The sequence below is a fragment of the Microterricola pindariensis genome, from assembly GCF_002936985.1.
GTDB classification, from domain to species: Bacteria; Actinomycetota; Actinomycetes; order Actinomycetales; family Microbacteriaceae; genus Microterricola; species Microterricola pindariensis.
Window position 1 is genome coordinate 1 of sequence record NZ_MPZN01000106.1, and the last position, 7,389, is coordinate 7,389.

The 7,389-nt window shown below is 69.9% G+C and carries 6 protein-coding genes and 1 pseudogene; all 7 read left to right on the plus strand.

Annotated elements, in window-relative coordinates:
- A pseudogene (locus tag GY24_RS16845) lies at window positions 1-430 on the plus strand (DNA primase); the annotation flags it as partial.
- Between the two features lie 200 nt (window positions 431-630).
- Window positions 631-2,274 (plus strand): ABC transporter substrate-binding protein, encoded by a 1,644-nt coding sequence (locus GY24_RS16850; protein ID WP_104477740.1) that lies wholly within the window; start codon window positions 631-633, stop codon window positions 2,272-2,274.
- Between the two features lie 87 nt (window positions 2,275-2,361).
- Window positions 2,362-3,465: an ABC transporter permease gene (locus tag GY24_RS16855; RefSeq protein ID WP_083364158.1), complete on the plus strand. Its 1,104-nt coding sequence runs from the start codon at window positions 2,362-2,364 to the stop codon at window positions 3,463-3,465.
- Between the two features lies 1 nt (window position 3,466).
- Window positions 3,467-4,510, plus strand: coding sequence for an ABC transporter permease (locus GY24_RS16860; protein ID WP_104477742.1), 1,044 nt, complete (start codon window positions 3,467-3,469; stop codon window positions 4,508-4,510).
- Complete coding sequence (locus tag GY24_RS16865; protein ID WP_104477744.1) at window positions 4,507-6,198, plus strand: ABC transporter ATP-binding protein; 1,692 nt, start codon at window positions 4,507-4,509, stop codon at window positions 6,196-6,198. The genes GY24_RS16860 and GY24_RS16865 overlap by 4 nt, the downstream gene beginning before the upstream one ends.
- Window positions 6,199-6,203: 5 nt before the next feature.
- Window positions 6,204-7,025 carry an ATP-binding cassette domain-containing protein gene (locus GY24_RS16870; RefSeq protein WP_083364155.1) on the plus strand — a complete coding sequence of 274 codons (822 nt, stop codon included), beginning with the start codon at window positions 6,204-6,206 and terminating at the stop codon, window positions 7,023-7,025.
- The gene (locus GY24_RS16875; protein WP_104477746.1) at window positions 7,015-7,356 is read left to right on the plus strand and encodes a TfoX/Sxy family protein; all 342 of its coding nucleotides are present in this window, start codon (window positions 7,015-7,017) and stop codon (window positions 7,354-7,356) included. The genes GY24_RS16870 and GY24_RS16875 overlap by 11 nt, the downstream gene beginning before the upstream one ends.
- Window positions 7,357-7,389: the final 33 nt, after the last annotated feature.

Genomic DNA, 7,389 nt, shown 5'->3' on the forward strand with positions numbered 1-7,389 from the left:
GGCCATGCTGCAGCACCCCGAGCTGGCCGGCCGCCCGCTGCTCAGCCGCGCCACCCAGAGCAGCATGAGCAACCCGTCGCTCGCGATCGTCTGCAACGCCATGGCCGCCGCCCTGGTGAACTTCGACGCCGACCAGCCCCTGGACACCGCGGCATGGGCGGGAGCCGTGCTCAGCGAGTTGCCGGAGGGCGTCGTGCCGCTGGCCCAGCAGCTGCTCGTCGCGCCGATCCCGGAGCGCAGCGAGCGCGAGCTCACCGTGTACGTGCGCGGCATCGTCATCGCGCTGATCGACCGCGACCTGTTGCGGCACAAGGCCGAGCTCCTCGGCCGGCTGCAGCGCAACGACCCGGCCGACCGGGACACCTCGGTGACCCTGCAGCGCGCGCTCATGGCCATCGACGCCGAGCGCAACGCCCTCCGCGCCGAATAGTTGCGGTCACGGGCGGATTCCGCCCGAATGTTGCGCGGGGCCAGCGGCTCCGTGCGCCGATGGTTTCGGCTCGGTAAAGAATTGCCATGCCCCTGCCGCCCGGGTGTGTTCCTGTGCTAAATCTTGTGCAGCACGCTGCATCGTGAGGTTCGTTCACTCCTCGGTGCAGTTCATTCCGCACCAGGAAGAGGGAGAGGCACATGACAAGCGCATCCACGAAGGGCAAGCGGGTTCTCGCCGCCGCAGCAGTGGGATCGGTGACCGCATTGATTCTGGTGGGCTGCTCGGGCGGCGGGGGGAGCGGTGGCAACACCGACAACGCCGCCGGTGGCACGATCACGATCGGCACCACCGAGCAGGTCACCAAGCTCGACCCGGCCGGCTCCTACGACAACGGCTCCTTCGCCGTGATGAACCAGGTGTACCCGTTCCTGCTGAACACCCCGTACGGCAGCCCGGACGTGGAGCCGGACATCGCCGAGTCCGCGGAGTTCACCGCCCCGACCGAGTACACGGTCAAGCTGAAGCCGGGCCTCAAGTTCGCCAACGGCAACGACCTCACCGCCTCCGATGTGAAGTTCACCTTTGACCGGCAGCTGGCCATCAACGACGCCAACGGGCCGGCCTCGCTGCTCTACAACCTGGACAGCACCGACGCGGTCGACGACACCACGGTGGTCTTCAACCTGAAGCTCGCCAACGACCAGATCTTCCCGCAGATCCTCTCCAGCCCAGCCGGGCCGATCGTCGACGAGGATGTCTTCTCGGCGGACGCGCTCACCACCGACGACGAGATCGTCGCGGGCAACGCCTTCGCCGGCCAGTACGTGATCACGTCCTACGACTTCAACAACCTCATCTCCTACAAGGCCTACCCCGACTACCAGGGCCTGCTGGGGGCACCGAAGACCGACGTGGTCAACGTCAAGTACTTCACGGACGCCTCCAACCTCAAACTCTCGGTGCAGGAGGGCGACATCGACGTGGCGTTCCGCAGCCTCTCCGCCACCGACATCGAGGACCTGCGCAGCAAGGACACCGTCAAGGTCGTCGACGGCCCCGGCGGCGAGATCTCCTACGTCGTGTTCAACTTCAACACGCAGCCGTACGGCGCGACGACAGCGGAGGCCGACCCGGCCAAGGCCCTCGCCGTGCGCCAGGCCATGGCCGACCTCGTCGACCGCCAGGAGATCGCAACCCAGGTCTTCAAGGACACCTACACGCCGCTGTACTCCTACGTGCCGACCGGCCTGACCGGCGCCATCGAGCCGCTCAAGTCGCTCTACGGCGACGGCAACGGCGCACCGGATGCCGACAAGGCCGCGGCCACGCTGACCACAGCCGGCGTGACCACCCCGGTCGAGCTGAACCTGCAGTACGTCTCCGAGCGCTACGGCCCGTCTTGGGGTGACGCGTACGCCCTGATCAAGGACCAGCTGGAGTCGAGCGGCCTGTTCACCGTCAACATCCAGTCGACCGAGTGGGTGCAGTACTCCAAGGACCGTGTCGCCGACCTGTTCCCGGCCTACCAGCTGGGCTGGTTCCCGGACTACTCCGACGCCGACAACTACCTGACGCCGTTCTTCCTCACGGAGAACTTCCTGTCCAACCACTACGACAACCCCGAGGTCAACGACATGATCCTCGAGCAGGCCGTGACGACCGACCCGGCGGCGCGCACCGCGCTGATCGAGGAGATCCAGCAGAAGGTGGCGGCCGACCTGTCGACGCTGCCGATCCTGCAGGGCTCCCAGGTGGCCGTGGTCGGAACCGACATCACCGGTGCCGAGGATGCCCTCGACCCGTCCTTCAAGTTCCGCTACGCAGCGTTCGCGAAGGGCTAAGCGCCCGCCCGGAGCACATTTCCGGCCAGCCACGGAGGCGACTCGCATTCGAGTCGCCTCCGTGGTCATCCCGAACGTTAGGCAGGCATGAGTCAGGCAACGCTTCACCCACCGGCAGAGTCAGGGCCCCCACCCGCGGCGCGCCCAGCGCCCAAGGCAGATCGCGGCCACGGCAGCCTCGGCAGCTATCTGGTCGTCAGGTTCCTGCTTATCTTCCCGACCATCTTCATCCTCGTCACGACGGTCTTCGTGCTGATGCGCAGCACGGGCGACCCGATCACGGCATCGCTCGGCGGCAAGCTCGGCCCGGCGCAGCTCGCCGAGCGCATCCACGAGGCCGGCTACGACCGGCCGCTCATCGTGCAGTACCTCGAATACCTCGGCCAGGTGTTCACCGGCGACTTCGGCACGACGATCAGCAGCGGTCGGCCCGTCATCGACATCCTCACCACCTACGGCGCCGCCACCGCCGAGCTCGCCTTCTACGCCCTGTTGGTGGCCTTCGTCGTCGGCATCCCGCTCGGCATGATCGCGGCCTACTTCCGCGACAAGGCCCCGGATGCCACCTTCCGCGTGACCGCGATCCTCTGGTACGCCACCCCGGTGTTCTTCGCCGGGCTGATGCTCAAGCTGGTGTTCTCCGTCTGGCTGGGCTGGCTGCCCGTCGCCGGCCGCGCCTCCACCGGCGCCGAGCTGCAGATGCAGCTGCTGCCCAACAAGACCGGCTTCTACACGATCGACGCCATCATGACCGGCGACCCGGCCGTGCTCGGCGACGTGCTTGCGCACGCCGTGCTGCCCGGCCTCGCGCTCGGCCTGCTCACCGCCGGGATCTTCCTGCGACTGGTGCGCACCAACGTGATCGGAACGCTCTCCACCGAGTACGTCGACGCGGCGCGCTCCCGCGGGGTCAGCGAGCTGCGCCTGGTGCGCAAGCACGCCTACCGCCCGGCGCTCATCCCCATCATCACCGTCATCGGGCTGCAGATCGCGCTGCTTCTCGGCGGTGCGGTGCTCACCGAGAAGACTTTCGAGTGGAAGGGCCTCGGCTTCATGCTCACCCAGTTCCTGCAGGCCCGCGACTTCGTCGCGGTGCAGGGCATCGTCGTGCTGCTGGCGGTGATCGTCGCGATCACCAACTTCATTGTCGACGTCATCGCCGCGCTGATCGACCCGCGAGTGAGGTACTGAGATGCGCGAATTCTGGGGCCGGCTGCCGGTCATCCACCAACTCCGCCAGAGCGTCGGGCTGCAGCGCGGCATGCTCGTCACCGGCCTCGTCATCACCGGCGTCTTCCTGCTGACCGCGCTGCTCGCGCCGCTGCTCGCACCGTACGGCTTCGGCCAGCTGCGCGCAGACGGCGTTGCGTTCGGGGCACAGCAGCCGCCGTCATCCGCCCACCCGCTCGGCACCACCGTCGGGGGCTACGACGTGCTCTCCCGGGTGATCTGGGGCGCCCAGACGGCGATCTTCGTCATCGTCGTCGCCGTGCTGCTGTCGATCTTCGCCGGTGTGCTGCTCGGCCTCGTCTCCGGCTACTTCGGCGGCACCCTCGACCGGATCCTCGTCGTGGTCTGCGACGCCATCTACGCCTTCCCGTCCCTGCTGCTGGCGATCGTCATGTCGATCGTGATCTCCGGCGGCGAGTCCAACCTGATCGGCGGCGTGCTCGCCGCGGCGATCTCGATCACGGTCGTCTTCATCCCGCAGTACTTCCGCGTCATCCGGGCCGAGACGGTGCGGATCAAGGCGGAGGCCTACGTCGAGTCGGCCAAGGTGCTCGGCGCCTCCAACGCCCGCGTCATGTTCCGCCACGTGCTGCGGAACGCGACCCGCACGCTGCCGCTGATCTTCACCCTGAACGCCTCCGAGGCGATCCTCACCCTGGCCGGGCTCGGCTTCCTCGGCTTCGGCATCGAGCCCACCTCCGCCGCGGAGTGGGGCTACGACCTCAACAAGTCGCTCTCCGACGTGACGAGCGGCATCTGGTGGACGGCCCTGTTCCCCGGCCTGGCCATCGTGCTCGTCGTGCTCGGCATCACGCTCGTCGGCGAGAGCCTCAACGACCTCGCCGACCCGCGCCTGCGCGGCCGGCGCGCCTCCGAGCAGGCGCCGGGAACGGTCGCAGAGATCTCCGTCGTGCCCGGCGGCGCGCTCACGGCCGGCCCCGGAGGGCTGGGCGGCCTGGAGCCCACCGCCATGCTCGGCGACGAGGGACGGGAGGCCCAGGCATGAGCGACACCGTGGTGAGCATCGAGAACCTGGCCGTGACCTTCGCCACGGATGCCGGCGACGTCACCGCCGTCGACGGCGTCAGCCTCTCCGTCGCCCGCGGCGAGGTGCTGGCCATCGTGGGGGAGTCCGGCAGCGGCAAGACCGTCACGGCGAAGACGATCCTCGGCCTGCTGCCGGAGACGGCGACCGCCGACGGCGCCGTCTACCTCGGCACGCGCGACGGCAGCGGCGAGAGCAACGTCATCACCCTGGACAAGCGGCAGCTGCGCGCGGTGCGCGGCCGCGATGTCGCCATGGTGTTCCAGGAGCCGTCCACGGCCCTGAACCCCGTGTACACGGTCGGCTGGCAGATCGCGGAGGGGCTGCGCGCGCACGGCACCTACAGCAAGCGGCAGGCCAGGGCGAAGGCCATCGACATCCTCGGCCGGGTCGGCATCCCCGACCCCGCCAGCCGGGTCGACTACTACCCGCACCAGTTCTCCGGCGGCCAGAAGCAGCGGGTCGTGATCGCCATGGCCCTCGTGCTCGACCCCGGGCTGATCGTCGCCGACGAGCCGACGACCGCCCTCGACGTGACGGTGCAGGCCGAGATCCTCGACCTGCTGCGCCGCTGCCGCGACGAGTTCGGCACCGCCATCGTGCTGATCACCCACAACATGGGCGTCGTCGCCGACCTCGCCGACCGGGTCGCCGTCATGTACGAGGGCAAGGTCGTCGAGGAGGCCGACGCGATCACCCTGTTCAGCAACCCGCAGGACGAGTACACCAAGCGCCTCCTCGCCGCCGTGCCGCACGTCGGGCAGGGCACCGTGCACGCCGCCAGCCGGGCGGAGGGGCGCGCGCTGGACTGGGCGGAGCAGAAGCCGGTCGTGCTCGCCGAGGGGCTGCACATCTCCTACCCCGGCCGGCTCGGCCGGCCCGCCTTCGTCGCCGTCGACGGCGTCGACCTGGAGATCCGCGCCGGCGAGGTGCTCGGCCTCGTGGGGGAGAGCGGCTCGGGCAAGACCACGATCGGGCGGGCCATCGCCGGCCTCACCCGGGTCACCGGCGGCTCGCTCTCCGTGCTCGGGCACGAGATGCGCGGCATGAAGGAGCGCCACTTCAAGCCGGTGCGCAGCGAGATCGGCTTCGTCTTCCAAGACCCGGCGTCGAGCTTCAACCCGCTGCTCACGATCGCCGACTGCGTGGCGGAGCCGCTCATCATCCACCACTACGCCTCCTCGGCGGCGGATGCCCGGGCGCGCGTGAACGAGCTGCTGGAGGCGGTGCAGCTGCCGAGCGCCTACGGGGACCGCTACCCGCACGAGCTCTCCGGCGGCCAGCGCCAGCGCGCCAGCCTCGCCCGTGCGCTCGCGCTGAAGCCGTCGCTGCTCATCGCCGATGAGCCCACCTCGGCGCTCGACGTCTCGGTGCAGGCGCGGGTGCTCGAGCTGTTCGCCGAGCTGCAGAGGGAGTTCGGCTTCGCCGCCCTGTTCATCAGCCACGACCTGGCCGTCGTCGACCTCGTCGCCGACCGGATCGCCGTGCTGTACAAGGGCAAGCTGGTCGAGGAGGGCACCGGCCTGGAGGTGCTCGGGGCGCCCCGGCATCCGTACACCCAGCGCCTGCTGGCCTCGCTGCCTGTGCCGGACCCGAGGGAGCAGGCCGAGCGCCGTGAGGCGCTGGCCCGTCTGCGTGGGGCAGACTAGGAGACATGGCAGGCACTGTGGCGCATGGGTACCCGATCGCGACGAGCGATCTCACGATCGAGTACCCGCCGCACGGCGCGAGCCCCGCGCACGTGGCCGTGCGCGGGCTGAGCCTGCGGGTGGCCCCCGGCGAGGTGCTGGGGCTCCTCGGCGAGAGCGGCTCCGGCAAGAGCACCGTCGCCCGCGTGCTCTCCGCGGCCTTCGTTGATCCGGGGCCCGAGCTGCGCCCCGTCATCACCGGCGGCGACGCCCTGCTCTTCGGGGTGTCGCTGCGCGGCCTGAGCCGGCGCAAGGCCGCCAAGCTGAGCTTCAACGTCGGGTTCCTGGCACAGGATGCCGGCAGCACCCTGGACTCCGGCTCGACCGTGGCCGAGCTGGTCGCCGAGCCGGTCCTGCGGCGCGAGAAGCACTTCGACCGGCGCGAGCTCGAGGGCATGGTCGTCACCATGATCGACGCCGTGCGCCTGCCGCTCAGCATCCTGAGCAAGTTCCCCTACGAGCTGAGCAGCGGCCAGCGGCAGCGCGTCGCCCTGGCCCGCGCCCTCATCCTCGAGCCGACCCTGCTCATCGCCGACGAGCCGACCGCCGGCGTCGACGTCACGGTGCGCGCGGCCATCAGCGAACTCTTCGCCGAGCTGCAGCGGGACCGCGCATTCACCGCGCTCGTCATCAGCCACGACGTCGCCGTCCTGCGCGCGGTCGCCGACCGCATCGCGGTGCTGCAGCAGGGCGTGCTGGTGGGGCTCGGCACCATCGACGAGGTGTTCGACGACCCGAGCCACCCCTACGTGGCCCGGCTGGCAGAGAGCTTCCACGATGTCGACTAGCCCGGGGACCGTCCAGTTCATCGAAGACCAGCTCGGCCCGCTCGCGATTCGCACGGCCGCCATGTTCGGCGAGTACGGCATCTACTGCGACGAGAAGATCGTCGGCCTGATCTGCGACGACACGCTGTTCATCAAGCCGTCGGGCGCCGCGGCCGAGCTCTTCGCGCGCACCGAGCCGGCCCCGCCCTACCCGGGGGCGAAGCTCTACCGCCGCGTGCCCGGCGAGGCGCTGGAGGACCGGGACTGGCTGCAGGAGGCCGTCCAGGCCACGGCGGACGCCCTGCCGACGCCGCCGCCGAAGAAGCCGCGCGCGCCCAAGGGAGCCGCATGAGCGCCGCCCCGGAGCCGCGGCACCGCGCCGTGC

Bases quoted from the DNA above. Each gene is read 5' to 3' on its own strand.
- GY24_RS16870 (WP_083364155.1), top strand. From the start codon at position 6,204: ATGGCAGGCACTGTGGCGCATGGGTACCCGATCGCGACGAGCGATCTC.
- GY24_RS16855 (WP_083364158.1), top strand. From the start codon at position 2,362: ATGAGTCAGGCAACGCTTCACCCACCGGCAGAGTCAGGGCCCCCACCC.
- GY24_RS16850 (WP_104477740.1), top strand. From the start codon at position 631: ATGACAAGCGCATCCACGAAGGGCAAGCGGGTTCTCGCCGCCGCAGCA.
- GY24_RS16860 (WP_104477742.1), top strand. From the start codon at position 3,467: ATGCGCGAATTCTGGGGCCGGCTGCCGGTCATCCACCAACTCCGCCAG.
- GY24_RS16875 (WP_104477746.1), top strand. From the start codon at position 7,015: ATGTCGACTAGCCCGGGGACCGTCCAGTTCATCGAAGACCAGCTCGGC.
- GY24_RS16865 (WP_104477744.1), top strand. From the start codon at position 4,507: ATGAGCGACACCGTGGTGAGCATCGAGAACCTGGCCGTGACCTTCGCC.